Here is a 25,613-nt window from a genome sequence, read left to right on the forward strand (position 1 = left end):
GCAAGGGTAAATGTAGCTTGCTACGCAGTGGTGGCAAGAAGGCAAAAGTAGGCAATCGGGGCGGGGTTTGCGTAGTTTTGCCGGGCCGTACCCGCGTCGCTTCGTGTCCTGAGCACTGCAAAGGAGCTTACCACGCCAGCACAACGCGCGTCCGGGTAACTTCAACCCAGCGTGCTGAGCCCTTGGTTCACGCCTTCCTTCGGTTTGTACACTTTCGATGACAGCTTCGCAGAAATCATTCCCTGACTCCATCAAGCTCATCATCTGGGACCTGGATGATACGTTCTGGCGTGGAACGCTGTCAGAAGGAGAGATAGAAGCTATTGCTGAAAATGAAGCACTGGTGCGCGCCACAGTGGCCCGGGGTATTATTCACACCATTGTCAGCAAAAACGACCTGGCGCCGGCCGAGGCCAAACTTACCGAGCTAGGCATGCGCGACTTGTTTGTGTTTCTGCGGGTGAGCTGGCAGCCCAAGGGCCCTGTAATCCAACAGCTGCTGCAGGATATGCAGCTTCGGGCACCCAACGCATTGTTTCTGGATGATAACCCCATCAACCGGGCCGAAGCGCTGCACTACAACCCGCAGCTGCAAGTAGCCGACCCCGCGGAACTGCCTGAGCTGACGGCCCACCTCTCATCGCTGGGCAAGCCTGACCCCACGTATGCCCGCCTGGAGCAGTATCGTTTGCTGGAGCGGCAACAACAGGCCCGCGCCGAGTATCAAGGCGACAATCTTGCTTTTCTGCGCGCCGCCAACGTGCGTGTAGAACTGCGCGAAGGCCCCGAAGCCATGCGGCCCGATTTGCCCCGCATCGACGAACTGATCAATCGTTCGAATCAGCTTAACTACACCAAGCAGCGCTTGGCTGTGCCAGAGCTGGAAGCCCAGCTGCCGCAGCCCCACTTGCGCTGGGGCAGCGTGCGCGTGCGCGACCAGTTCGGCGACTACGGCCTGGTGGGGGTGTATTGCCTGAATACGCTAACTAATGTGCTGGAACAGTTTACTTTCAGCTGCCGCATTCTGCACCTCGGCGTGGAGCAGTGGACCTATGCGCACCTGGGTTTTCCGCTGTTGCAAGTGCAAGGGGACGTAGCTACGCCGCTCAACCCGGTAGAGCAACCGGATTGGATTACTCACGAAACCGCTGCCCCAATAGCGGTACTGCCTTCGGCCGCACCTGATAAGCCTCGGCTGCGCATCCTGCTCAAGGGCGGCTGCGACCTGGGCCAGCTCACGCCCTACCTGCAGACCTATCAGGTAGACGTGGTGGAAGATTTTAACTACGTCAACGAGCATCAGATACCCGTCCACACCGAGCACACGGAACTGTTACGCCTGAGTCGTACACTGCCTACGGCCGAGCAACAGCGTTTGGCGGCTTCGTTACCATTTCTGGACGCCGATGCATTCCAGCCCCGGCTGTGGACCGAGCAATACGATGCCGTGGTATATAGCCCGCTGATGGACTATACCCAGGACTTGTATCAGGAGAAAGTCACAGGTTTGCTCATCCCGTTCGGTGGCTATCATGATCTGACGGCCGCCGACCCAGTGGCACAGGCCCAACGCTACGCGCAGCGAAAGTTCAGAGGCATGGGTGAGGCTTTCCTGCGACGCTTTCAGCAGGACTTTATTTACACCGGCCCGCTTACACCGGACCGTTTCCTGCAGAATCTGACTTGGCTGCGCCAGCAGTTGGCCGCCACCGTGCCGTTGCTGTTGCTCACCGGAGCTGAAGTGGAAGTACCTGAATCCTCCGAAACCGGAGCGGCAGAGCGGCACCGGCTGATGAATGCGGCGCTTGCCGAATTCGCGGCCCGTACGCCGAATTGCTTCCTAGTAGATGTGCGCGACATTGTGCGCAGCCGCGCCGATGTGACCAATAACCTGCGGCACTACCAGCGCCCACACTATAAAGCCATTGCGGAAAAGCTGGCCGCCCAACTAGCCCAGTGGCAAGGCCGTGCGCTTAGCCGCTCCACGCTGGGTCAGCTGCGAGCTTCGGTCTTGGATGCACTGCCCAAACCGGTGCGCAAAGTGTGGGACCGGTTGTTGAGCTAATGGAATCAGCGCTGCTTAGCTACTGGCTGTGCTCTATAGTTGTCCAAATTAGTCGGCCGGTCAAATTTGAAGAAGACAAACGGTTCTACAGGATCGGGTTGGCGCAACAGTCGACCTTTGTCACTGAATAAGTTGAAGTCGATTTCTAAGTATTGCCCATGCGTAGATCCTCTTAAAGGATAAGCCCTTCCGTTCAAAAAGACATCTAAGTTTATGGCGCCGACCTTTAATGATGTATTAGGTTGATAAATCATAGCGCCAAACCGACCCTTAAAATCCCGCATTTCTGTAGCCGTCAGCTTATGTACGCCGGAACTGTTTCGGATAATCACCGAATCGATGGCCTCCACTGCAACGAACTCTTGCAGGCGCTGCTTTTTGGGCTGGCAAGCCGAAGAGCAAAATGACAGAACAAAGAAAAAGTAGGCAGCGCTCCGGAGGGCGTTCCTAGGTGGAAATACCATAACCCGTCACGATTTTACTTAGCTGGCACAATCAACCCCGCCAGCCGTTTGGTAAGCGCGCGGCGCGAGTAGCGCGCGTGGCTGAAGGCCGGCAAGTCCAAATTGGGGTTCTGCTGCCAGGCCGTTACCAACTGCTCCAACTGCTCGCGCATGTCGGTACGGTCGTCGTAGGCGAAGGTGTGGCCGGCGTGGGCTTCATCCAGGATATGCGCCGCGTCGCAGGCTGTGGGGCCGATGCACAGAATAGGCTTGTTAGCGGCCATGTATTCGAACACCTTACCCGGCAGAATGCCCAGGTTGTGCGGTACATCAGGAATGGCTAGCAGCAGCACGGTGCTGCGCAGCATGTAGCCCACGGCTTCGTCGTGCGGCACGAATTCCACCAGTTCGGTATGGTGCTGCAAGCCTGCTTCATCGATTTGACGTTCTACTTCTTTGCCCACGCGCCCTACAAAGCGCAGCCGCAGCGGCACTTGCGGATGCCGTGCGATGCATGCCGCCAATTCCTGCAGAAACGGCCCGATGTGGTACTGCCCCGTGATGGTACCCACGTAAGTTATCATCAGCTGATCGGCGGGTGGGGCAGAGGGTAGTCGAAAATCAGCTTCGTCGTAGCCGTTGGGCAATACCACAAACTTCTTTGTCGGTAGTCCCGATGCCTTACCCAGCAGCAGACGCCGCGTATCGGCGCTGGTGGTGATGACCACGTCGGCGCCTTCCAGCACTTGCCGCTCGTAGTTAGCATCAATGCGGCGGGCCAGGGCGGTGCGGTGCAGAGCTTGGTTGTAATAGATGTCGGTCCACGGGTCGCGCATGTCGGCGAGCCAGCGCAAGCCATAGCGGCGCTTCAGCTCCAGGCCGATAAGCTGGGTGGAATGCGGGGGCGAAGAGGTGAGCACGGCGTCAAATTGCTCGCCTTGGCGTATCAGGTCGGCCACTTGCTTCATTACGAAGCTGTTCCAACCCCGGCGTGGGTCGGGTATAAATACATTGCCGCGAACAAAACGAGCCATCCGCTGCGCCAGTGAGGGCCGGCCTTCATTGGCAAACCCACCGTGCGGAATAGGTCGTTTCGTTAGCTTTTGGTACGCCCCGAAAGGCTCCCGCGTGCCCGTACGCAGTACCCGCACACCCGGCGGTACATCGGCCTCCAGAGAATGATCCAGCACCGGATACGCCGCCAAAGTCGGATCGACGGTGATGACCGTGGGCTCAACGCCCATTTCGGGTAGGTGCTTTACCCACTTCAAACAGCGCTGCACCCCGGCCCCGCCAGAGGGCGGCCAGTAGTACGTAATAACCAGCAAACGAAGCGGCGCGGGCACAGCGAGGCGATTTTTGGTGTTACGGAAAAGCGAAAGTAAATCACGAAACCGGCATTCATGGTTTTGTGGCTATTTTTGTGCTTGGTGTCCTAAGTGCCCATGCCTGCGTGGCGGGTACTTGATCCGGCGCCAGGCTTTCTGCCCCAAGCATTCCTTTGCTACGCACAACCCATGTTTGATAATTTATCTACCAAGCTCGACCGCGCCTTCAAAACCCTGAAAGGCCAAGGCAGCATCACCGAAATCAACGTTGCCTCGACGGTAAAGGAAATTCGCCGTGCGCTGGTTGATGCCGACGTCAACTACAAGGTAGCCAAGGAGGTTACCGACAAGATCAAAGACGAGGCCATGGGCCGCGAGGTACTCACTGCAGTATCGCCGGGCCAGCTGATGGTGAAGATTGTCTACGACGAGCTGACCCAATTGATGGGCGGCGAAAAGCAGGACATCGTCATCAAAGGCGAACCGGCCGTGGTATTGCTGTCGGGTCTGCAGGGCTCGGGTAAAACTACCTTCGCCGGCAAACTCGCTGCATTCATTAAGAAGCAGAACCGCAACGTGCTGCTCGTGGCGGCCGACGTATACCGACCGGCCGCTATCGACCAGCTGAAAGTTCTGGGCGAGCAGATTGGTGTGGAGGTGTACTCCGAAGTGGAGAACAAGAATCCCGTACAGATAGCCCAAAACGCTATCCAGTACGCCAAGCAGAACAACAAGAAGGTGGTCATCATCGACACCGCTGGCCGTTTGGCCGTGGATGAGCAGATGATGAAGGAAATCGAGCAGGTGAAGCGGGCCATCAACCCCTCTGAAACCCTGTTTGTGGTCGATTCCATGACCGGTCAGGACGCCGTGAACACGGCCAAGACCTTCAACGAACGGATCAACTTCGACGGCGTGGTGCTCACCAAGCTCGACGGTGACTCCCGCGGCGGCGCGGCCCTGTCTATCCGGGCCGTGGTCGAAAAACCCATCAAGTTCATCTCGACGGGCGAGAAGATGGAGGCGCTGGACTTGTTCTACCCCGACCGCATGGCCCAGCGCATTTTGGGCATGGGCGACGTGATTTCGCTGGTAGAACGCGCGCAGCAGCAGTTTGACGAGGAAGAAGCCAAGCGCATCAACCAGAAGATCCGCAAAAACCAGTTCAACTTCGACGACTTCCTCTCCCAGCTGGAGCAGATCAAGAAGATGGGCAACCTGAAGGATCTGGTGGGCATGATTCCTGGCATGGGCAAGGCCATGAAGGATGTTGAAATCGACGATGACGCCTTCAAGCCAATCGAGGCTATCATTAAGAGCATGACCCCGCAGGAGCGCGCCAACCCTGACCTGATCAACGGTTCGCGCCGCAAGCGCTTAGCGGCTGGTTCGGGGCAGGGCATTCAGCAGGTAAATAACCTAATGAAACAATTCGACGAGATGCGCAAGATGATGCGCACCATGAACAAAATGAGCCAGACCAAAGGCGGCATGGCTCAGATGGCCAAGATGATGGGCATGCGCCGGTAGAGTGCGCTCGAAGCATAATTCCCGTGCTCCTATTATTTAGCAGTAAAGAAAAGGCCCGCGACGAAAGTCGCGGGCCTTTTTCGTAACACAGCAACCCGTAAAGGGTACTGTAGAAACACTAATACTCCGTTTTTCCTTCGTGTTGCTCCCAAGCACGGAAGCCGGCTAAGGCTTCGTCGCGCAGCATTTGCTGCATGGGTATGCCACGGTCGGGGAGAGGCTTCTCGATTTCGTCGTAGATGAACTGGTCGTCGAAGCCGATGGCAGCGGCATCTTGCTTGGTGTTGCCGTAGAACACGCGGCGGGGACGGGCCCAGTAAATAGCACCCAGGCACATGGGGCACGGCTCGCAGCTGGTGTATAGGTCGCAGTCGTCGAGCTGGAAGGTGCCGAGTTCTTTGCAGGCTTTACGAATGGCATCGACCTCGGCGTGGCACGTTGGGTCGTTGGTGCTGGTGACTTGGTTGAAGCCGCGGGCTATAATCTGACCGTTTCTGACTACTACGGCGCCAAAAGGGCCACCGTGGCCGGCCTGCATCTGCTCGATGGAGAGGCGAATAGCCTCACGCATGAATTCGGGATTGGGAGTATCCATAGTGGCAAGGGAATGAACACGCAAAAGTAACGGGTGGCGAGGCAAGCTATAGAAACTAGGCAGTAAGCTTAGATATAACTTTCCAGGGTTGGGATTGTAGTTAACGAAACTAATGCCGTGCTTAAGGCAGACAATCAGAAGCTTATGTATGGCTTCTGCTAACCCAATAGGCTCAACACACCAACCAAAACACTTGTCATCATTTCGTCACAACCAACTCCCAATTCGATGAAACTACTGCATACCCTTTTTCGAAACGGACTGCTGCCAGCACTATTGCTGCTGTTTACAGCCCAGGCCAGCGCCGATCATTTGCGGCCCCATCTACTGCTGGGCGCCCAGTTATCCGGCGCTCAGGAAGTACCAGTGGTAAATACTACGGCTCGCGGCGTAGCGAGCTTCACGTTTAGTCCGAACCGCGATACACTGTATATCACGGCTGCCTTTAACGGCCTGAGCGGCCCCATTACCGGCGCCCACGTGCATGACGGGGCCCGCGGCGTGAATGGCCCGATTATCACGAATCTGCAGCAGTTTTTGCGCGGCAACCGCATGCAGGGCTTTCTCACCGGAGCCGACATCGACCGAACCAAAATCAGCAAATACTTGCGCGGTGAGTACTACATAAACGTACATACTGCGGCCAACCCTGGTGGCGAAATACGTGGACAAATTGAAATAGAATCGGACACCGAATATGCCGCTACCCTCAACGGCGCGCAGGAGGTACCGCCCGTAAACACCACTGCTAATGGCCTAGGTACCTTCAACCTAAGCCAAGACCGTAGTCTGTTTAAGTTTCGGGTGGTGTTTTCGGGACTGAGCGGCCCCGTTACGGGTGCTCATTTTCATACAGGGGCAGTAGGCGTCAATGGTCCGGTAATCGTTGACCTTGGGCCATTCCTGACTGGCAATGTAATCGAGGGAGAAATCGTCCCGACGCCTGCTTTTCTGACGGCCCTGACAGCTGGTCAGATTTACATCAACGTGCACACGGCAGCAAACCCCGGTGGCGAGATTCGGGGGCAGGTGCTGCCCACGGTTCGGTCACTCGCCCACGATGCCCGCCTAGATGGCAGTCAGATGGTGCCGGCCGTAGCCACCAATGCCAAGGGTGTGGCCGTGCTACGGCTCAATACCACCTTTGATACCCTGCGAATTGCCATTTCCCACACCGGCCTGAGCGGCCCGCCCATTGCGCTCCAGCTGTTTGCCAACGACGCTGGCCAAGCCAATGCTGGAACTGCGCTGGTATCAGTGCCTATTCCAGCCAACACGCCCAACACCTTTTCGGTCAACCTCACGGGGCTAAATACTGCAGCTGTTAATCTGTTCTTGCAAGGGGGAGCCAACCTGGTGTTTACTACCGTTGCCAATCCTGCCGGAGAAATACGCGGGCAGGTATACCGACTGGCCCGCGAGGGGTACACCTTCGCCATGAACGGCCAGCAAGAAGCCCCCACGCCTGTAAACACCACTGGGTATGGCGCTGGTTACGTCTCCATAGACCGCGACCAGACCAACGCGCACTTTGCCATGGTATGGGGCGGACTCACCGGCCCCGCTTCCATGGGGCATTTTCACACCGGGCTGCTGCGCCAAGCTGGGCCGGTGGTATTTGATCTGATGCCCTTCTTTAACAACGCCAGCAACGGCATGGCGGCCGAAGGATTCTGGAAACCCACCAATGCTGCGCCTAACGCAGCTCGGCCGTTCACGCTGCGCCGTTCCGTGCAGTTCCGGCGCGACAGCATGTACGTGAACATCCACACGGCCCAATTCCCTGGCGGCGAAATTCGGGGGCAGGTGCTGCGCGGGGCCCGCAACCTCAGTCGGGTACTCTCAGCACAACCAGCGGCCGTTGTCGCCGAAACATTCGGAATCCACCCCAATCCAGCTCAGAATCAGCTTCAAATAAATTTTGAAGGCCGAGTGACGGATTCGGGCACTATCTCAATCTCCGATGTGTTGGGTCGCGAAGTTCTTTCACAAGGAGTGAACGTGCAACCCGGGCGCCATCAAGTGGCTCTTGTTGTAAACAGTTTGAAGGCCGGAATATATTTTGTGACACTAAATGTGTCTGGCACGAAGATTGTCACTAAATTTGTGAAAGAATAGTTTTTTAGGTGTTTTGGTTGTGGAAAAGAGGGCGGCTCCTAGCTGCCCTTTTTTTATTGCTGGTAATCAACTACTTGTGTTTGGGTTCAAAGCCTTTGAGCTCCAAAATATGATACTAATTAGTAGTGAGGTTCAACTTGCATAAGGAGTTATATGCCTCCCTCGTAACTGCAAATGAAAACTCATCTGCATAAAATTATACCGCAACAAAAGCCTTCAGCTAAGAGGTTAGTGGTGCAAGCGAAGACGGCTAGTAGATCATTCATGGACTACTGTCCGGACATTCTTTGAGAGGGAACTTGCGGCAGGTGTGCCCAAGGGTATAAGGCGGCGTTGAGAGCCGTCAATACTAAGCGCCATTGCGGCAGTGGCTTGACGGTTTCGGCAGCTGCCATTTCCAGCAGCTCTCGACTCGCACGTACCTGCCGGAGCCACGGTACCGACATATCCTGGGATTCCAGCCGGGTCAGCACTGGTAAGGCCTTTGTCGGCAATTGCCGCAGTACTTCGTGGTCGGCTGCCAAAAATTCTGACAAGCCCATTAATTGGTCATGTAAGTGTTGCAACTCCAATAAGGAGGGGTGTGGCTTCGGTGGCATGGATGTGGAGAGTTTGCGGGTTGTACGAAACTTCTGCAAAAGCAGCTAAACAGCGCTAAGCTCCCTTAATCAAGGAGTTGCATAAAATTCGTCAAACCGCTAGGGCAAAGGACCAGTGGGCTCAGTGCACCACGCGGATCAGGTATTGAGGGGCGCCTTCGGCGGAGTTGTCGAGGCGGAAAGCCCCGACGCGGCTGGGGCCGTAGCCCAGGTTCACTTTTACCCACTCATCACGGGTGGGTAGCAAGTTTAAAATATCGTCGCGCAGCTGTTCCAAGCGGGTTTGTAGCGTAGCTATTCGCTGCTGCACCTCATTAGGATGTTGCTCATTACCACTAGCATCGGAGCGGTGCGATAGTTCAGAAGAGGCCTCGGTAAATACTGTTTCTTGCGTGTCGGCCTGCTGAGTGCGGGCTTCCGTCTCAGCGTAATTTAGCTCCTCCTGAGCTTCCAGATAAGCTGTTACTTTCTCTTCCAACGGAAGCAGATTGGGGTTGAGGTAGTCCAGATTGGAGGCCATGGTTGGAGTATGGTGGTGTGAACTAGTCAACGCAAGCTGCAAGCTCAAGGATACACGACGCTCGGTAAAGGCCGCTGCATCAGCCCGTTCCTTCAAACGTTAATAGCCTGACATTTCTGTACTCGGTCCGCTCGTCAGACGGTTTCGCTGACACTTTTCACCGCAGTATTTTACTTCATCCCAGCAGCGGCTCCACTTTTTGCGCCAGGAAAAAGGGCGTCCGCAGGTAGCGCAGAGCTTGGTTGGCAGGGTGCTCTTGCTGAAGCGTTTGGGAGATGAAGGGGAGGACATCGGTGATTCTGTGGTGGGGAATACCGTTGCAAACCACCCGGTAGGCCGAAAGTTGTGGCTAACTTGCCGCGTTTTTTCCTTTTCCCGGCTTATGAATCGTTTGTTGTTGATGCTGCTCTCCGTGAGCATGGGAGCCTTGTTGCCTGTACAAGCGGCCCTCAATGCCCGGCTGGCCCGCGCGGCCGGCGGCCCGATCGTTGCTGCATTGGCCTCCTTTGCCATTGGCACCATTACACTATTGCTAATGGCCGCCGGCTCGGGCATGCGGCCGAGTGGGCTGGTAGAGGCCGCCCGTACCCAGCCACCAGTGGTATGGGTGGGCGGTATTATCGGGGCACTGTATGTGGCATCCGTCACCCTGCTCACGCCGCGGCTGGGCGTGGCCCTCACATTTGGTTTGCTGATTGCCGGACAGTTGTTGCTGTCCATCCTGCTGGATCATTTTGGCTTCTTTGGTTTGCCCGTGCAGCGCATCACGCTGGGCCGCGTGGCTGGTATACTTTTGCTGTTGTCGGGCGTACTTATCATCCGCCGCTTCTAATTCCCCAAACTTGCCATTATGGCCACTGCTTTTGATCCTATTGGGAGTGCTCTGCTCGATTACGTTGCGGGCACTGCCAACGCCGAACTCACGGTACACAGCAACGTGGCCGAGGACGAGCCGCTGCCCGCCAAGTATTTCTTCCGCACGCTCTGGGAAATGCCCGAATTGGAGCGTGTTGCCTTGGACGAATGCCGGGGTCGGGTGCTGGATTTGGGCGCGGGCGCGGGTGCTCATGCCCTGGAACTTCAGAACCGCGGCTTCCACGTCAAAGCCATTGATGCTTCGGCGGGCGCTGTGCAGGTAATGCAGCAGCGCGGCGTACTGGAAGTGGCCTGCCACGACATATTCGAGCTCAGCGCCGATACCACCGACGAACGGTACGACACCATTCTGATGCTGATGAACGGGCTGGGCCTCGTGGGCACGCTCGAAGGGCTGGAGCGGTTCCTGACGCAGGCTTATGGCCTGCTCACACCTGGCGGACAAATCCTGGCCACCAGCTCCGATATCAGTTACGTGTTCGAAGACGAAGACGGAGCGCTCAATTTTAACCTGAACGGTCCTTACTACGGGGAGGTTGATTACCAGATGAGCTACGGCGAGCAAACCGGCGCACACTTCGACTGGCTCTTTGCCGACCCCACCATCGTGCAGGACTACGCCGAAGCTGCTGGTTACGACGTCGAGTTTGTAGCTGAGGACGAACAGCAGCAATTCTTGGTGCGCCTTACCCGGCGCAGCTAAAACGCAGTTTCATGCGTAAGTCCCTCACCCCTGATTGGGCTGAGCAGTTCATCTCTACTGATGCAGTACTTCAAGCACTACCCCATTCGTTGGGCCGACCTCGACCCTAACGGCCACATGCGCCACTCGGCTTACAACGACTACGCCGCACAGTTGCGCCTTGATTTTCTGTCTGATGTCGGCTTCCCGCTGGATAGGTTTGCCCAGCTTGGTATTGGGCCCATCCTGTTTCGCGAAGACACACGCTTTCTCAAGGAAATCAGCCCGAACGAAACAATTAAAGTAGGAGCGGAGCTGGCTGGGGTTAGCGCCGATGGCAGCCGCTGGCGCATTGTGCACACGATTTACAAAGCCGACGGTCGGCCGTCGGCCATTATCACCGTAGATGGGGCGTGGTTGGATCTGCGGCAGCGCAAACTAACCATGCCGCCCCAAGAACTGGCCGATGCCATGATCAAGCTCGAGCGCCACAGCAGCTACGCCGAAATCGAACGCAGCCCCAAAGCGGCCGATCAGTAGGAGCGAAGGTGCGCTGACTAGGCAGCTTGGCCTAGTGCCTTGCTGATGCGCGCCAGCTGCTGCCGATGGTGCAACACGTGGTCATGCATAAAGTTCAGCGTCTGCTGAATGGTAAGCATGCCTGCGCGTGGATGCTTGAAAATGGCGTGACCCATCAGCCCGCTGGGGTATTCATTGAGCAAACGTTCCAGCCGGCGCCGGGTGCCGCCCCACTGCTTGCGCATATCGGCCAGCAGCGGCAGTTCCTGGGCATCGGCGGGGGTGAGGGCCGCTACCCGGCTAGGGGCCTTGAACTTCATACCGGGCAGGCGCAGCATGAAGTGCAACAGCGAAGAGCGCAGCTTGGCCTTGAAGTCGCCTTTCTTAAGCTCTGATTGTTCGCGCAGCTTGTGCTCCAAGTATTGACCGATGGCTTCCTCTGATACCATGAGGTGATGCACCACATGCGCTGCCGACCATTGCCCCGCTGCCGGCGCAGTATGGGCACGGCTTCCCATGCTTTCGGCGGTGCGTAATAGCTGCTCGGTGGCGCTTTCAAGCTGTTCGAAACGCAAGTGCAGGCGATGATTCATAAGTAATTAGGCAGAATCCACGGCAAATGTGCCGCTAGCTTGGCCCAAAAGGTACACCTTTGTCCGTCTATGCCCTCTGCTCGGTTCCGTTTATCCGACAAGCAACTTGTCCTCTTATTCACCCTTGCCACGCTACTTGGCTACCTCATATACTTACCGTGGTCGGGTTATCAGCAGCTTTATTACGACTCCTTTAATTATTGGGAACTGACCGGGCGCTTCCTAACCCCCGAGCGTAGGTTTGATCTTCTAGCCTATAATCATAGTGTGCGCGGCTATTTGTGGCCTTTATTTTTGTTCCCATTCCGCGCCGTGTCTTATCTGACTGGGGTGGATGGTATTGCTGTTACTCGGGTGCTTGGGGCCATTACTGCCGCCACTTTGTTCAGCTGGGCAATACCCGAAACCTGGCGCGCTGCTTCCGGCGGAACTTCATTACCGTGGATTTCACGCGGCCTACTAGTATTGCTCGGCTTCTTGTTTTGGCGGGACTATTTCAATTTTCCCCTGACCGACTTTCCGGCGCTGCTAGCGTTGCTCACGGCACTATACCTACTGTTCCGGACGCGCCATGTTGGCTACGCGGTTCTTGCCGGTTTCTTGCTTGGGGGCGCTATCAACATGCGCGGGGTGTATATCACCGCTTCACCCATGCTATTAGCGGCGGCCTTGTTGGTTCCGCCACGACCAATACGGGCCCTTGGGTTGATTCTAGGTTTCTGCTTGATCAGTCTGCCTCAGTTTCTGATCAATGTGCGGCAGTTCAATGTCTATACCCCCTTGGTGCTTACCAAGTATAATCCGGCGTCTGAGAAGGATATCTACCTTGGCAAACTCGGCTGGAGCTTGGAAGTGCAGAAATACGAATCGGCTATTGCGCAGGATTACCCGCTGCCCAATGCAATGTACCGGGATGCTGCGGGGCAGGAACTGCTGCGTAGCAAGGGTCTGCAGGGATTTACCAGTTACGGTGAGTACCTGAGTTTTGTGGGGAGCAATGCTTTTACGCTAACGCCTGTTTATGCCCGGCACGTGTTCAACGGACTGGACTTAAAATACCCAACGCCTTACCTGCGCGAAGTTCGCCCATTCCGCTGGGGTTTTCGCGTGCTGAACTACACCGTGTTGTTTGGCGCTTTGCTCATTCTAGCTAATAGCTTGCGGGCCTGGCAGCGGTTCACGCTGCGCCAGTGGTTGGCGGTGGCAGCTGTTTTACTGCCGGCATTCGTTACCGTGCCTATGGCCATGGAGTGTCGCTACTTGGCGCCTCTACACCTGCTGTTGCTCGCTGTATTTAGTTTGGCAGGCCCGCAAGCCTTGCGCCGCTTCCAGCCTACTTGGCCCCGTCTGGCGATAATAGCCTTGGCTTACGGCGCTTTCCTGGCGCTAGGCCTACTGATGGCTGCTCAGGTGGAAGCTGGACTGGAGCTGTAAATCGGATATATAGGACAAGCAAAAGCCCCAGCAGCGTAGCTCCTGGGGCTTTTTCAAACAAGTATTGCGGGGGCTATTGCCTAGCGATACAGTACCTCTTTTACTGCTTTCACCGTGCGGGCCACGTTGGGTAGCGCCGCCTCGATGAGGGTAGGAGCATAGGGCAGGGGCACATCGGCAGAAGTGATGCGGCGGATGGGCGCATCAAGGTAATCGAAGGCGTAGCGCTGTACGTGGTAGGCCAGCTCTGAGCTGATGCTGGCCAGCGGCCAAGCTTCTTCTACCACCACCATGCGGTTGGTTTTCTTCACCGACTCCACGAGCGTAGCGTAGTCGATGGGGCGTACCGAACGAAGGTCGATTACTTCGGCTTCGATACCGTCTTTGGCCAGCTCGTCGGCGGCAGCGAGGGCCACCTTCATCATCTTGCCAAACGATACGATGGTAACGTTTTTGCCTTGGCGAACTACGTTGGCTTTGCCGATTTCTAGGATGTACTCTTCTTCCGGCACTTCGCCTTTGTCACCGTACATCAACTCCGATTCCATGAAGATGACCGGATCTGGGTCGCGAATAGCGGCTTTCAGCAAGCCCTTGGCGTCGTACGGGTTCGAAGGAACCACTACCTTCAGACCGGGCGTATTGGCGTACCAGTTCTCGAAGTTCTGGGAGTGCTGCGACGACAACATGCCCGCATTGCCGGTGGGGCCGCGGAACACGATGGGTACCGTGTACTGTCCGCCCGACATCGACATCATCTTCGCTGCCGAGTTGATGACCTGGTCGATGGCTACCAGCGAGAAGTTGAAGGTCATGAACTCGATGATCGGCTTGAGGCCGTTCATGGCCGCGCCCACACCGATACCCGCAAAGCCCAGCTCGGCAATGGGGGTGTCGATTACGCGCTCGGGGCCAAACTCGTCGAGCATGCCTTGGCTTACTTTGTAGGCGCCGTTGTATTCGGCCACCTCTTCGCCCATCAGGAAAATGCTCGCGTCGCGGCGCATTTCCTCGGACATGGCTTCGCGCAGGGCTTCCCGGAATTGGATCGTCCGCATGTAGATGTCAGGAAAGAGAAAATCAGGTCAATGAAAAATTCGCCGGTTCACGCGGAACCGGCTCGTAAAGCTACAATGTGCAGCGGGAGTGGGCAAGTAAGTTGAAACGAGGATTACCGTTGTAGGGCAATCGAATCAATATAACTAGCGACTTCATGGGATAGTCGTTCCCACACGGGCTTATCAGTACCGAGTAAGTAGCCTATGTTTTTTGCAAAGCCTTTAGGCGAGAACCAAGACCTACGTTCGAACAGAGCTTGACCTTTTAGAGTGAGTGGGAAAACAACGGAGCTAAGCCCTTTTGTGTAGTCCTCAAATGCATAATTAGGAGTGTCGCGTTGTATGTTATAGCCAAACGCAGTGGGTAAAAGGAGAGCTTCCTCAGCTGTTAGTACATCGTTATTGATATAGTAAATTTTTTTGTCTGAATCTACCAGCACACTAAATCCACTTTCATCGTCGACAATTAAACGCGGAGCATAACCGATGACAGCAACTGCACCAACTGGGATTGAAAAAGGAGGCGAAGACCGTACGCTTCCAACTTCCTTTTGGGAGGCTCCCTCAAAAAGAATTACATCATTTTGTATTCGTAGCATTAATAATAAACGATTACCGCAGCGCCTCAATAAACGTCTTGCCACCGGCGTAGCTGCGGAACTCTAGGTCTTCCACGGCTTTTTGGGCGTAGCTGCGGTCGAGCTGCACAGCGCGGCGGAGGTACTGGCCCACGTCGCCTTCGCGCTGGGCACGGGCGGCCACTACGGCCAAGCAGTAGTAGGCCATTGGGTCATTGGGGCGTACCGTCAAGGCTTCCTGATAAATCTCGGCGGCGCCGTCGTAGTTTTCCTTTGTCAGGAAGATGAGGGCGCGGTTCATGACGTTTTGGTACAGCGTTTTGTCGCTGTAGCTCATGCTGCGTAAGGCATCATCTGCCTGCCCGATTTCTATTTCTAACGCGGCTTTGTCGGCAAAGACTCTATCCAGTATCAAGCGCGGACCGCCAAGCTTGATGGCGTAATCGTAGTTTTGCAGAGCTTCAAGCCGGTCGCCGGCGCGGTGGTAGGCAGTAGCCACGTGGTAGAACATGGTGGCCGTGGGGTTGCGGTGGGCGGCCAGGGTGAAGTTGGTAGCCGCGCGGCGTAGGTACGCCTGACGCACTTTGCTGCTGACTTCTTTTTCGGCCCGTTCCATCAGCACCACGCCGAGGTTGTGGTAAGCCTCCCAGCGGCCGGAGGTGGCCACGGCGGTTTCATAGATCTTCTGCTTTTCGGCCAGCAGCGGCGTAAGCGTGGCAGAGTAGCGCAGCTCTTCCGGCGTAAGGGCGTCGGACTCAATCTGCTTCTCTACGATTTTCTTCGAGAGAATATAAATTTCTGATTCAAAGCGCTTGGGCGCGGTATAGCGTACGGCCACGGTGCCGAAGCGCATTACTGGGTACACGTACTGCTCCAGATAATCAAAGAAAGACAGCGAATGCAGCTTCTTTTCCTTTTGTGCCCAGGTGCCAGGGGCTTCGTTGATGATCATGACCACCGAGTCGATCTGATCGGGCTTCAAAGCCGATGCCTGCACCTTGTTCAGGAACAGGTCCCAGCGCCGGTGGTAGGCCTGGGTTTCGAACTTGACGGAGTTCAGCGAGTTCAGGTACGAATTTGTATCGAGCCGCTTCTTGTAGTACCTCAACAGGGCCTGCACGCGCTTATCAGCCAGGCGCGGGTCGTGCGAGTCGAGCGAATCGGGCGAGTGGCCGGCCACAATCATGACCTTGCTGGTACGCTGATTGGCCTCAATAAATTCTTCCAAGGCCGCCACGTTGGTGCCGAGGTAGTTTCGAATGGCACTCTGGCCTTCGTCGAAAAAGAACGGCAGCACCCGGGTGCCGCCTTGCTCCAGGTTGGTGGCTTCGGGCAAGTAATCGAGGCGCTCCACCTCACGCACCACTAAGCGACTAGGCAGCACCACACCCCGCGCCAAGACCAGTTCCTTTTCGGCTCGCAGTACTTTACCGCCCGACTTGAGCCGGCGCGCTTGGGGCACAGTCACGAGCTGGCCGGGGTTTTTGCGCGGCTCGTAGGGAAAGCTGATGGGCTTTCGGATGATGATAAAATTGCGGTCTTGCTCGTCGTACACGTACTCGCCGCTGACGAAGCGGACGGTACCGGCGGTATCTTCGCGAAGGCCATTATCATAGCGGTAGCGGAGGGGCAACTCGTAAGCCACGCCTTTGCGCAGGTGCTTGACGGGCACGCGTACCTCCAATTCGGCCAACACATTCTCGCCATTGGCTTCCAGCACCGGCGGCCGTACCTGAACTTGTTGGCCCTCTTGCGCAACCCGCAACACACGCGGAAGCGTACAAGCAGAAACCGAAGCTACCGAAAGGGCAGTGAGGAGGCGTATGAGCGCGGCGCGCGAAACTGTCATGCGAAGAAATTCAGACGGCAAAATCAGGACCCTAAACGCAATTTGGCTTGGTTTGGACGCATGAAGACCAAAATTTACTCTCTCTGATCCTTGCCATCGGGCAAATTGCAAGTTATATTTTCAGCCAATCCGCACTGACCATCACCTAGCTATGAAACGAATTACGGACTTTATCGAGCAACAGAGCTTTGGCGTGTGTAGCGCCATGGGCGACAAGCTGGGCTTTTCGACCAGCAGCGTACGGCTTTCGTTTGTGTACGCCTCCTTTTTTACGTTTGGTTCGCCCATTGTGCTGTACTTCGCACTGGCCTTCTGGATGAACATGCGGCGGGCCATGCGTCGGCAGCGCAGCACCGTGTGGGACTTGTAGCACCACAGCTGGTAAAGATCTTCTAAGAAAAGCCGCGCTTGGGCGCGGCTTTGTTGTGTGTAGCAAGCTAGGAGGGTATCAGCTGACCGCTACTTTATGCCCAGCTCGGAGAAGCGCTGCTTGCCCTGCGCGAAATAGGCCCAGACAATACTTCCCGTATAAGTGCCAGGCCGTTCTTTTGCCCGCAGCCACGGCCGAATCAAACGGCGCTTCTGGTGCCAGTAGCCCAGCTTGGCAACGAAATGCCCGTGGGCTTTCAGCACGGCCCACGCGTCGGCGGCTTGGCCTTTGGTAAGCATCTGAGCGGCCGCTACCCAGTCCAGCACCACACGCGTGAGCAGAGTAGGCCACAGCTCTCCCGGGGCTAGGTTTTTATAAAGCAGCGCCAAGCCGTTGCGGAAGTTGAGGTAAGTTTTGCGCGGGTTGGATTTGTGTAGTGTGCCTCCTCCCACGTGATGCACCGTGCTGCCGCCGTGATACCACACCTCGCGGCCAGCATTCCAGAGACGCCAGCAGAAATCGATTTCCTCCATATGGGCGAAAAACGCCGGCTCCAAGCCTCGCAGCGCGTGCCAATCAGCCGCTCGCACCATGAGGCAGGCACCAGTAGCCCAGGCTACTGGGCGGGCATCGTCATACTGGCCTTCATCGGTTTCGAGCGTATCGAAGAGGCGGCCGCGGCAAAAGGGGTAGCCCAGGCGGTCGAGGTATCCGCCGGCTGCACCGGCGTACTCAAATTGAGTTGGAGCGTGGTACGCCCGGATTTTAGGCTGCACTGCGGCGGCGGTAGGATTTTCTTCCAACAACGCACGCAAGGGGCGCAGCCAGCCGGACGTTACTTCCACGTCGGAATTGAGCAGCACGTAGTAGCGGAAGCTGAAATGATCCGCCTTGGCTTGAGACTCATTATCCGCAGAAGGTTCGGCCATCCAGCGTACGTCGTCCAGCGCGGCATTGTAGCCCTGGCAGAAACCCAGGTTGTGCGGCAATGCCACCACGGTCACCTGCTGCGGGTACTGCGCCGCCAGCCACGCCACCGAATCGTCGGTGGAAGCGTTGTCGGCCACCACGATGTGGGCGCCATCGGAATGAGCCAGCACTGATGGGAGAAACTGCTCCAACCAGCGCCGGCCATTCCAATTTAGAATTACCACGGCCACGTCGGCGGCGAAGCTGTGGGCAAGGGTATTAGAGACCAAATCCGCTCAAATCGACGCCGGGAATATTGGGCAGCAGGCCCGCGGTGCGCTGCTTCAGATGCTCCTTGGCTTTGTCCCCAGCCTCATCCATTACCTTGTTTACGGCGGCTACCACCAAGTCAGCCAGCATGTCTTTGTCCTGCGGCGTGAGCAGCGTTTCGTCGATTTCAAGCTTCAGCAGCTGGCGCTTGCCGTTGGCAGTAGCGCGTACCATTCCGCCACCAGCCTCAGCCGTGGCTGTGATGCCCGGTAGTTCGCTCTGGGCTTGCTTTACTTTCTCCTGCAGGTCCTTCAGGCGACCCATCATCCCCATCATGTCAAACATAACAAGTCTTTTTCAAGGTTATTGATCCAAAAAATGACGCCGGGAAGGCATCAAAATGCCTGCGCGTAGCCGGCAGGCGGCGCCAAAAGTACGGCGCTGAGGTCGGAAGCACCTAAGCAGCCCTTTTGCGGTGCATTAACGCAGCAGTGTCACGGTGCCCCGCTGGGTTACGCGCTGGCCGGTTTCGTCGGTGGCTTCGTACTGAAACGAAAAAACCTGCGGCGCCGCCTGTACGCCGCGCACCCGGCCGTCCCAGGTCTGGTTGCGGTCGGTGGCCCGGAAAACCACCACGCCGTTGCGGTCGAACAGCATAAAGTTGAAGGTGCGGATAAAGCGCCCCTTTATTTCCAGCACGTCGTTGCGGCCGTCCCCGTTGGGCGTAAAGGCTGTGGGCACCACCACCAGCACCTTGCGCGCCATGGTTACCACATTGCTGTACACGGTGCGGCCGGCGCTGGAAGTAGCCGCGAGACGGTAACGCAGCACTTGCCGGTCGGAGGGCGGCTGGGGGTCGCGAAAGGTATTGTCGATGCTGCTAACGGTACGGCTGCTGATTTCACGGCCCTCGGCGTCGAGCAAAACCAGCCTGTAGGTCCAGCCCGTGCCCTGGCCGGCGGGCTCAGCCCAGCGCAGGTTCACTTCGTCGTTGTCAGCCGCCACAGGGCGGGCACCCAGCACAGGCGGACAAACGGCGGCACTGGGAGCAGAGGTATTGCCGCATTGGTCGGCGAGGCGGCCGGTGTAGCAGGGCACGGCTTCTGGCGATACAGACGCTAGGCGGTCGAGCACTGGCAGACCGTTGGTGGCGGACACGTCTTCAGTAGTATTGCCGAGGGTGCGCCGCACCAGGAGGCGGGAACTTGGGTCAGGGGCTGAGCCGAGCACGCCAAGCTCCACGGCATTGTCGAGGGTGAAAGAAGCGGATAGCTGCGGAGCGGCCGCCGGCTGCCCGGCCAGCGTCTGCACACTCCGTACTTCTGATTCGGACATGCCGGAGACGGTGCGCGCCACCACCTGGTAGCGGTACGCCACGCCGCAGGTCACGCGCGTGTCGTCGTAGGCCGAAGCGGGGGGCGGAAGCGACGTTAGCGGCTGGTTGTCGCGCGTGATGTCGTAAGTCGTGACCGGGCTACCGGCAGGCTGGGTCCAGCGCAGCAGGTTTTGGCCGTTGAGCGAACTAACAGTCAGGCTAACCGGGCACAGCGGGGCCGAGGGCAATGACAAGGTGCCGCAAGCGTCGGTGAGGCGCAGGCGGTAGCAGCTGCTCAGGGAAGCATTCAATAACGCAAACGAAGTGCTGGTAGCTGGAATGTCAGTTACCGGTTGAAAAGCACCGGAACTGGTTTCCTGTTCCAGCGCGTAACGGTACTCCGGCTGCAGCGCGGCAAAAGCAAACTGCAAGGTGCTGCCCTGGACCGTCAGGCGCTGCAGCACCGGCGCTTGCGGCGTGGGTTGGGCTGGATAAGGCTTCGTGGTAACTCCTTCGCAAACGCGGGCATCGGTGTAATTGGCGTATACTGTGATGCTGGTAGCAGCGGGCGTGGCGGTATATACCGCCGTGGGCTGGGTCACTAGCTGGCGCGGGCCGTTGCCCACCTGCACTTCGTAGCGCACGTTGCTTTGCGGGCTCACGATGGTTAGCTGCACCTGCGTGCGCGTGGTGCCGCAGTAGGCAAAGGTGAAATCGGGCTGCGGCCGGGCGCGCACCTCAAAGCGCCGCGAGAACAGCTGCCCGGTGCCGGTAGGGCAGCCCGGCAGGCTGGGGTTATTGGGGGTGTTTTGCTGAATGATGAGCTGCCCGGGCGTGGCCGGTACTGTGCGAGTCGTGACGGTATCGAGGTTGGAATTGGTGCTGGAAAAGCAGCCAAAGATGTAGCGGATGTTTTCGCGGGGGAAGTTCTGTCCGCTTCGGTCGCGGATGCGGATGCGCGAGCCAGCGCACAGTACCGTCACGGCCTGGCCCGGAATGTCGAGCGGCTGACCAGTGGCGTCGTCGTACACCCGAAAGTCGGCCGTGGGGCAAAATGCATCGTTGGGGCAGTTTTGCGCGCGCAGTGAAGTGCCCGTCAGCAGCACCAACAGCCACAACAGCAAACCACGAAGCATCATGCCTGGCCTAACGGCCGCCGGCCTGGTTTGATAGTTCATCGGGGCAAAATACGAGTTAGCCGCATAGCGCGGACAGCTATTCCCAGGCGTAAGTCTGAACGAAACGTGCCGCCGCGTGCAGGTCGGGGTACAGTACCCGGTCCTGACCAATAAAGGGAACCTGGGCTTTAAACGCTTCTACCACGCGCTCTAGTGCTTCGGAGCTGCGGGCCGGGCGTCGGAAAGTCAGCGCCTGTACGGCATTGAGCAGCTCAATGCCCAGGACCTGTTCGGTATTTTCTACCACACGCAGGGCTTTCGTAGCCGCGTTGGCACCCATGCTTACGTGGTCTTCTTGGCCGTTGCTGCTCACAATGCTGTCGACGGAAGCAGGGGTACACAGCTGCTTGCTTTGGCTTACGATGCTGGCGGCCGCGTACTGCGGAATCATCAGGCCCGAATTCAGACCCGGCTCGGCCACCAGGAAAGGCGGCAGGCCGCGCTGCCCGCTGATGAGCTGGTAGGTGCGGCGCTCCGAAATCGAACCGAGTTCGGCCACGGCAATAGCCAGAAAATCAAGCGATAGGGCGAGCGGCTGCCCGTGGAAGTTGCCGCCGGAAAGAATGGCGTCGCCTTCGGGGAAGATGTTGGGGTTGTCGGTTACGGCGTTGCATTCCGTCTCCACCACCTGCGCTACGTGCTGCACCGCGTCGCGAGAAGCGCCGTGTACTTGGGGCATGCAGCGGAAGGAGTAAGGGTCCTGAATGGCCGTTTTTACCTGTTGTTGCAGCTGGCTGCCTTGCAGGAGTTCCCGGATGTGCCGGGCAGTAGCCAGTTGGCCGGCGTGCGGCCGGATGCGGTGCAAACGCTCATCAAAAGGCTCGGGGCGGCCGTCGAAAGCTTCCAGCGAAATAGCGCCGATGACATCAGCGGCCAGCAGCAAACGGCGCGCCCGCAAGGTGCTGTGCACGGCGTAGGCGAGCATGAACTGGGTGCCGTTCAGCAAGGCTAAGCCTTCCTTGGCTTCGAGCTGAATGGGCTGCCAGCTAAACAGGTGCATGGCATCGGCAGCGGCCAGGCGGTAGCCTTCAAACTGCACTTCGCCCAGCCCGATGAGCGGCAAACACAGGTGCGCGAGCGGAGCCAGGTCGCCGCTGGCGCCGAGTGAGCCTTGCTGGTACACCATCGGGTAAATGCCGCGGTTGTAGAAATCCAACAGGCGCTGCACGGTGGCCAGTTGCACGCCGCTGTGGCCGTAGCTCAGGCTTTGGGCTTTGAGCAGCAACATGATGCGCACCAGTTCCTGCGGCACTTCGCCGCCCGTACCGCAGGCGTGCGACATCATCAGGTTTACCTGCAGCTGGCCGCGGTCTTGGGGCGAAATGCTGGTGTTGCAGAGGGCGCCGAAGCCCGTATTGATGCCGTACACCGGGGCATCGGAGCGCTGCAGGCGGTCGTGCAGGTAGTGGTGGCAATGTTCGATGCGCTGCCGGGCGTCGTCGCTAAGGACAAGGGGGCGCTTCTCGTGGAGCACTTGCTCCAGCGTGGGCAGGTCGAGGTAAGTAGCAGGGTTGAGGTGAAAGCTGTCGGGCATGGGTGGGAAAGAGCCGCCGGCGGGTGGGGTGGACCAAGCGGAGCGGGAAACTACGCGTTTGGCCGGAATTTGCCGATGATCGGGTTAGAAAGTCGGGGCAAAAAAAGCTCCCCGCTTCTGCTGAAGCGGGGAGCCAAGAGAACTTGTGGTTATCAGCTTTTGGGCTGTTGCGGTGCAAGAAGCTTGCTTAGCCAAGCTCCTGTAGCTGCTGCACTACTTCCGTGGCCGTCAGCGTCTGCTCGGTACCAGCACGCATGTCGCGCAGCTTCACCACGCCAGCGGTCCGTTCGTCGGGGCCGGCCAGCACCAGGTAGCGGATGCCGCGCTTGTCGGCGTACTCAAACTGCTTTTTGAGCTTGCTGACTTCCGGGTACATCTCGGCCGCGAGGCCGGCGTCGCGAAGTTGGCGCAGCAGCGGCAGCACGGTGGCGCGGCCTTCGGCGTCGAAGTTTGCAATAAGGCACAACGGAGCCGATACGGCGCCTTCGGGGAAGAGCTGCAACTCTTCCAGCACGTCGTAAATGCGGTCGACGCCGAAGGAGAAGCCCACGCCCGACAAGCCCGGCATGCCGAATGCGCCGGTGAGGTTGTCGTAGCGGCCGCCACCCGAGATGCTGCCCATCTGCACGTTATTCACCTTCACTTCGAAGATGCAGCCGGTGTAGTAGGAGAGGCCGCGGGCCAGGGTCACGTCGAAATCGAGGCGGTGGAAGTTCTGGAAGCCGAAGTCCTGAAGGTAGCTCTGTACTTGCTCTAGATCGGAGAGGCCGCGGGCCGGGCCGGCAGTAGCGTCGGTGAGCACGCCATCAGCCCCGAAGGCGCTGCGTAGCTGCTGGAGCTTTTCATCGAAGGAGCCTTCAACTTGTAAGTAGTTAAAGACCTTCTCAATGGCCTCGGCAGGAAAGCCGCGCTCCAGCAGCTCTTTGGTCACGCCCTCGCGGCCAATCTTGTCGAGCTTATCGATAGCCACGAACAAGTCCGATTCGGTGCCCACACCGCCTAGGGCCTGATAAATGCCCGACAGCACGCCGCGGTGGTTAATCTTGATGCTAAAGTCCGTCAGGCCGAGCGTCGACAGCACCTCGTCAATCATTAGCACAATCTCAGCCTCGCAAAGCAGCGAAGTCGTGCCCACCACGTCGGCGTCGCACTGCACAAACTCGCGGTAGCGGCCGCGTTGGGGGCGGTCGGCGCGCCACACAGGCTGAATCTGGTAGCGCTTGAAAGGCAGGGTGAGTTGGCCGCGGTTCATCACTACGTAGCGGGCGAAGGGCACCGTGAGGTCGTAGCGCAAGCCCTTTTCGGCCACTTTGGGCAACACCTTCTTATAGCCGGCCTGCAGGTCGTCGAGGGTAACTTTATCGAGAAAGTCGCCCGAATTCAGAATCTTAAACAAGAGCTGGTCGCCTTCTTCGCCGTACTTGCCGGTGAGCACCGACAAGTTTTCCATGGTCGGCGTTTCGAGCGGGGCGTAACCAAACTTTTCAAACACGCGGCGGATGATGCCGAAGATATAGTTGCGGCGGGCCACCTGAGCGGGACCGAAGTCGCGGGTGCCGCGGGGGATGCTGGGTTTTTGCATGGGAATGGTAGGCAAGGGCCGCAAAGGTAGCAGCGGGGCCGCCAAGCCGTAACCAATGGCCGAAAAACAAGCCTGACCTACGGAGTTTCCGGCAAGTCAGGCAAACTCAGCACTGAGCCGTGGGCAGCCAGTTATTGAATAATGAGTTTTTGCTGCGTCACGCCGCTCGCCGCGCGCAGCTCAAGGGGGTATAAAGCTGATCAATCGAACTAGCTATACGATACTAAAGGCACGCCTATTTCTCCGCCGCCAGCTTTACCTGGTACATCACCGAGGCCGCCAAAGGGGCCTTCAGCGCGGCCCGTATACCGGCTTGCTGAAGGCCGCGGTTGGTCCAGTCATTGCAGGTGCGCAGGGCGTGGTAACGGCCGCGCGCGGGAAAAAAGTAGTCATCGGCCCCGTAGCCAGCTTCGTTGCGCAGCGCCCATTGGCCCAGCGAATCGGGTCGGAACGACTGGGCGATGTAGTGGCTGAGCCGCTGGTACTCCTCGGCCGAAATGCGTAGCGGCACTACCCGCTCACCTGGGCGGGGCGAACCGCGGTAGAAGCCTACGTGCATAAGGGTTTTATCGGGCAGCAGGGCGCGTAACACCGTTGTGAGCTTGGGCAGTCGGCCGCCGTAAGACCCCAGGTAAAACGCCTCGTCACCCCAGCCGAAGGCAACGTAATCGTAATAGCGGTAACGGGTTTGCCAAGCGGGGTTATTGAATTGGGCAAGCCAATCGGTACCGGTACGCTGCTCTACCACGGGCAGCACCAAATCGGTGTGAAAGCCATTCGACACCACATACACCTGCACTCCACCCGGCGTCTGCTGAAAAGCAGCGTTGCGCGGCACCAGGGTGCCCGTCATCAGCAGCGCAACGAAAACAGCAAAAGCGGGCATAAGCAGGCGGAGTGCACGGATGGTCCAACGCATGTGCGGCTGGTTAGGTGCCCGGCGAGGTGGGCTACTCTTCATACTGCCGGCCGCGGAGGGTAACCCACCAAACGCTGCCGGGGCCACAGCTTGTGGCTGTGGCCCCGGCGCGGGAAGGAGGGCAGTCTGGCCTTACGAACGCGTGATCAACCAGGCGCGGGTGTGCAGCTGCGTAGCCGTCAGTACCGATGAGCTGGCGTGGCCCACTTTCGTGCTGATGCGAGCGGGCGTGGTTTTCAGCACAGGCTCGGTCAGCGGCGTCAGGGTTACCTCACCCAGTTTCACGCTGGGCTTGCGAGCATCCAGCTGAAACACCGGGTGCAACGGCTGGTAACCCAGCACGGTGGTTTGTACGGTGTACTCGCCGAAAGGCAAGTGGCTGAACTGGAACGAGCCGTCGGCGCGGGTAGCGACGGTAGCTACATAGCTACGGTCGCTGGCCCGCAGCAGCACTACGTTGGCCTGTGGTATGGGCTCGTGGGTGTCGCCATCGAGAATGATACCCGAAAGCTGGCCATCAAGCCCGTTGGCCGCCGGCACTTTGGAGGCAGCTGTGGTATACAGCGCGAATACGAGGGCAAAAGCCGAGAGGAAAAAGCGGAAGGCAAAGGAAGTTTTCATAGTTGGGGTCAGGAAGAACTGGTGCGAAGACTTGAGGGGCACCAAGCAGCCGCGGTACTGCGTGGTTTGGTCAAGCTGGTGGATGCTAATCAGAGGGTTGGCCGGGTGCCGGGTGACTGATAATCAAT

24 protein-coding genes are annotated in these 25,613 nt (G+C 57.9%); 8 read left to right on the forward strand and 16 right to left on the reverse strand.

Annotated features, from left to right (window positions below; translation table 11 throughout):
* Nucleotides 1–217: 217 nt before the first annotated feature.
* Nucleotides 218–2,065, forward strand: coding sequence for a hypothetical protein (locus AC5FXY_RS04535; protein ID WP_493555450.1), 1,848 nt, complete (start codon nt 218–220; stop codon nt 2,063–2,065).
* Between the two features lie 5 nt (nt 2,066–2,070).
* On the opposite strand, the gene AC5FXY_RS04540 is transcribed toward AC5FXY_RS04535, so the two are convergent.
* Together AC5FXY_RS04540 and AC5FXY_RS04545 are read right to left on the reverse strand one after the other, a co-directional pair.
* Nucleotides 2,071–2,415 (reverse strand): hypothetical protein, encoded by a 345-nt coding sequence (locus AC5FXY_RS04540; RefSeq protein ID WP_493555451.1) that lies wholly within the window; start codon nt 2,413–2,415, stop codon nt 2,071–2,073.
* 128 nt (nt 2,416–2,543) lie between these two features.
* A complete protein-coding gene (locus AC5FXY_RS04545) occupies nt 2,544–3,854 on the reverse strand; it encodes a glycosyltransferase family 4 protein (RefSeq protein WP_493555452.1) in 1,311 nt (436 codons plus the stop codon).
* A gap of 171 nt (nt 3,855–4,025) precedes the next feature.
* Here AC5FXY_RS04545 and ffh point away from each other — a divergent pair, with 171 nt between their 5' ends.
* The gene (ffh, locus tag AC5FXY_RS04550; RefSeq protein ID WP_493555453.1) at nt 4,026–5,366 is read left to right on the forward strand and encodes a signal recognition particle protein; all 1,341 of its coding nucleotides are present in this window, start codon (nt 4,026–4,028) and stop codon (nt 5,364–5,366) included.
* A 118-nt stretch (nt 5,367–5,484) separates the two neighbouring features.
* Here the strand turns inward: ffh and AC5FXY_RS04555 are convergent, their stop codons facing one another.
* Nucleotides 5,485–5,961, reverse strand: a complete 477-nt coding sequence (locus AC5FXY_RS04555) for a nucleoside deaminase (protein ID WP_493555454.1) — start codon at nt 5,959–5,961, stop codon at nt 5,485–5,487.
* Between the two features lie 228 nt (nt 5,962–6,189).
* On the opposite strand from AC5FXY_RS04555, the gene AC5FXY_RS04560 reads away from it, so the two are divergent.
* On the forward strand, nt 6,190–8,079 hold the full coding sequence (locus AC5FXY_RS04560; RefSeq protein WP_493555455.1) for a CHRD domain-containing protein: 1,890 nt from the start codon (nt 6,190–6,192) through the stop codon (nt 8,077–8,079).
* Nucleotides 8,080–8,799: 720 nt separating this feature from the next.
* On the opposite strand, the gene AC5FXY_RS04565 is transcribed toward AC5FXY_RS04560, so the two are convergent.
* Both AC5FXY_RS04565 and AC5FXY_RS04570 read right to left on the reverse strand, forming a co-directional pair.
* Nucleotides 8,800–9,198 (reverse strand): hypothetical protein, encoded by a 399-nt coding sequence (locus AC5FXY_RS04565; RefSeq protein WP_493555456.1) that lies wholly within the window; start codon nt 9,196–9,198, stop codon nt 8,800–8,802.
* Between the two features lie 99 nt (nt 9,199–9,297).
* A complete protein-coding gene (locus tag AC5FXY_RS04570) occupies nt 9,298–9,618 on the reverse strand; it encodes a DUF2256 domain-containing protein (protein WP_493555457.1) in 321 nt (106 codons plus the stop codon).
* Between AC5FXY_RS04570 and AC5FXY_RS04575 the strand changes: the two genes are divergently transcribed.
* The 3 genes from AC5FXY_RS04575 to AC5FXY_RS04585 are packed head-to-tail and all read left to right on the forward strand — an operon-like array spanning nt 9,581 to nt 11,296.
* Nucleotides 9,581–10,030, forward strand: a complete 450-nt coding sequence (locus AC5FXY_RS04575) for a DMT family transporter (protein WP_493555458.1) — start codon at nt 9,581–9,583, stop codon at nt 10,028–10,030. The genes AC5FXY_RS04570 and AC5FXY_RS04575 overlap by 38 nt on opposite strands.
* Before the next feature lie 18 nt (nt 10,031–10,048).
* On the forward strand, nt 10,049–10,777 hold the full coding sequence (locus AC5FXY_RS04580) for a class I SAM-dependent methyltransferase (protein WP_493555459.1): 729 nt from the start codon (nt 10,049–10,051) through the stop codon (nt 10,775–10,777).
* A gap of 60 nt (nt 10,778–10,837) precedes the next feature.
* Nucleotides 10,838–11,296 carry an acyl-CoA thioesterase gene (locus AC5FXY_RS04585; RefSeq protein ID WP_493555460.1) on the forward strand — a complete coding sequence of 153 codons (459 nt, stop codon included), beginning with the start codon at nt 10,838–10,840 and terminating at the stop codon, nt 11,294–11,296.
* Between the two features lie 17 nt (nt 11,297–11,313).
* On the opposite strand, the gene AC5FXY_RS04590 is transcribed toward AC5FXY_RS04585, so the two are convergent.
* Nucleotides 11,314–11,868 (reverse strand): DinB family protein, encoded by a 555-nt coding sequence (locus tag AC5FXY_RS04590; RefSeq protein ID WP_493555461.1) that lies wholly within the window; start codon nt 11,866–11,868, stop codon nt 11,314–11,316.
* Nucleotides 11,869–12,180: 312 nt separating this feature from the next.
* Here AC5FXY_RS04590 and AC5FXY_RS04595 point away from each other — a divergent pair, with 312 nt between their 5' ends.
* Nucleotides 12,181–13,302, forward strand: a complete 1,122-nt coding sequence (locus AC5FXY_RS04595; RefSeq protein WP_493555462.1) for a hypothetical protein — start codon at nt 12,181–12,183, stop codon at nt 13,300–13,302.
* Nucleotides 13,303–13,382: 80 nt separating this feature from the next.
* Here the strand turns inward: AC5FXY_RS04595 and AC5FXY_RS04600 are convergent, their stop codons facing one another.
* The 3 genes from AC5FXY_RS04600 to AC5FXY_RS04610 all read right to left on the reverse strand — a co-directional run bounded on the left by AC5FXY_RS04600 (nt 13,383) and on the right by AC5FXY_RS04610 (nt 16,787).
* Entirely contained in the window at nt 13,383–14,360 is a 978-nt protein-coding gene (locus tag AC5FXY_RS04600) for a pyruvate dehydrogenase complex E1 component subunit beta (RefSeq protein ID WP_493555463.1), read from the reverse strand.
* 113 nt (nt 14,361–14,473) lie between these two features.
* The gene (locus AC5FXY_RS04605) at nt 14,474–14,959 is read right to left on the reverse strand and encodes a hypothetical protein (protein ID WP_493555464.1); all 486 of its coding nucleotides are present in this window, start codon (nt 14,957–14,959) and stop codon (nt 14,474–14,476) included.
* A 13-nt stretch (nt 14,960–14,972) separates the two neighbouring features.
* The gene (locus tag AC5FXY_RS04610; RefSeq protein WP_493555465.1) at nt 14,973–16,787 is read right to left on the reverse strand and encodes a tetratricopeptide repeat protein; all 1,815 of its coding nucleotides are present in this window, start codon (nt 16,785–16,787) and stop codon (nt 14,973–14,975) included.
* A 151-nt stretch (nt 16,788–16,938) separates the two neighbouring features.
* On the opposite strand from AC5FXY_RS04610, the gene AC5FXY_RS04615 reads away from it, so the two are divergent.
* Nucleotides 16,939–17,157, forward strand: coding sequence for a PspC domain-containing protein (locus tag AC5FXY_RS04615; protein ID WP_493555466.1), 219 nt, complete (start codon nt 16,939–16,941; stop codon nt 17,155–17,157).
* An 89-nt stretch (nt 17,158–17,246) separates the two neighbouring features.
* On the opposite strand, the gene AC5FXY_RS04620 is transcribed toward AC5FXY_RS04615, so the two are convergent.
* The 7 genes from AC5FXY_RS04620 to AC5FXY_RS04650 form a co-directional block, all read right to left on the reverse strand.
* Nucleotides 17,247–18,356 carry a glycosyltransferase family 2 protein gene (locus tag AC5FXY_RS04620; protein ID WP_493555467.1) on the reverse strand — a complete coding sequence of 370 codons (1,110 nt, stop codon included), beginning with the start codon at nt 18,354–18,356 and terminating at the stop codon, nt 17,247–17,249.
* The gene (locus tag AC5FXY_RS04625) at nt 18,346–18,681 is read right to left on the reverse strand and encodes a YbaB/EbfC family nucleoid-associated protein (protein ID WP_493555468.1); all 336 of its coding nucleotides are present in this window, start codon (nt 18,679–18,681) and stop codon (nt 18,346–18,348) included. The genes AC5FXY_RS04620 and AC5FXY_RS04625 overlap by 11 nt, the downstream gene beginning before the upstream one ends.
* 135 nt (nt 18,682–18,816) lie before the next feature.
* The gene (locus tag AC5FXY_RS04630) at nt 18,817–20,790 is read right to left on the reverse strand and encodes a T9SS type B sorting domain-containing protein (RefSeq protein WP_493555469.1); all 1,974 of its coding nucleotides are present in this window, start codon (nt 20,788–20,790) and stop codon (nt 18,817–18,819) included.
* Nucleotides 20,791–20,866: 76 nt separating this feature from the next.
* A complete protein-coding gene (gene hutH, locus AC5FXY_RS04635) occupies nt 20,867–22,363 on the reverse strand; it encodes a histidine ammonia-lyase (RefSeq protein ID WP_493555470.1) in 1,497 nt (498 codons plus the stop codon).
* 187 nt (nt 22,364–22,550) lie between these two features.
* On the reverse strand, nt 22,551–23,945 hold the full coding sequence (gene hisS, locus AC5FXY_RS04640) for a histidine--tRNA ligase (RefSeq protein WP_493555471.1): 1,395 nt from the start codon (nt 23,943–23,945) through the stop codon (nt 22,551–22,553).
* A 235-nt stretch (nt 23,946–24,180) separates the two neighbouring features.
* On the reverse strand, nt 24,181–24,831 hold the full coding sequence (locus tag AC5FXY_RS04645; protein ID WP_493555472.1) for a TIGR02117 family protein: 651 nt from the start codon (nt 24,829–24,831) through the stop codon (nt 24,181–24,183).
* A gap of 165 nt (nt 24,832–24,996) precedes the next feature.
* Complete coding sequence (locus tag AC5FXY_RS04650; RefSeq protein WP_493555473.1) at nt 24,997–25,485, reverse strand: carboxypeptidase regulatory-like domain-containing protein; 489 nt, start codon at nt 25,483–25,485, stop codon at nt 24,997–24,999.
* Nucleotides 25,486–25,613 lie beyond the last annotated feature (128 nt).

This window comes from Hymenobacter sp. FMD4, assembly GCF_058932745.1.